Annotated in this window: 1 pseudogene; it reads left to right on the top strand. The window is 78.6% G+C overall.

From position 1 onward, the window contains the following. Window positions 1–252 (top strand): annotated as a pseudogene (locus SB773_RS33480) (hypothetical protein); the annotation flags it as partial.

The following is a 252-nucleotide window of genomic DNA, read 5'->3' as shown; positions in this document are numbered from 1 at the left end:
GGCAAGGTGGCGGCGGCACTCGCCGCGGCGGCGGAGGCGGCCACATCGGTCGCCGATCTGCCCGACGGCCGGCAGCTGGATGCGGCGATCGCCCAGCTGGCGGAGGCGGAGGACGCCGACTTCGGCGGCTTCGGGACGGCGCCGAAGTTCCCGGTGGCGCCCCTCCTCGACTTCCTGCTGGCGCGCCCGGCCGGGCATGGGCTGGCGGCCCGGACGCTCGAGCGGATGGCGGCGTCGCCCCTGCGCGACCCG

It is taken from the genome of Bacillus sp. SIMBA_074 (assembly GCF_046534555.1).
Classification (GTDB): Bacteria; Bacillota; Bacilli; order Bacillales; family Bacillaceae_G; genus Bacillus_A; species Bacillus_A mycoides.
The sequence above is the reverse complement of the archived record's forward strand: the minus strand, read 5'-3'. Positions and strand labels throughout refer to the sequence as shown.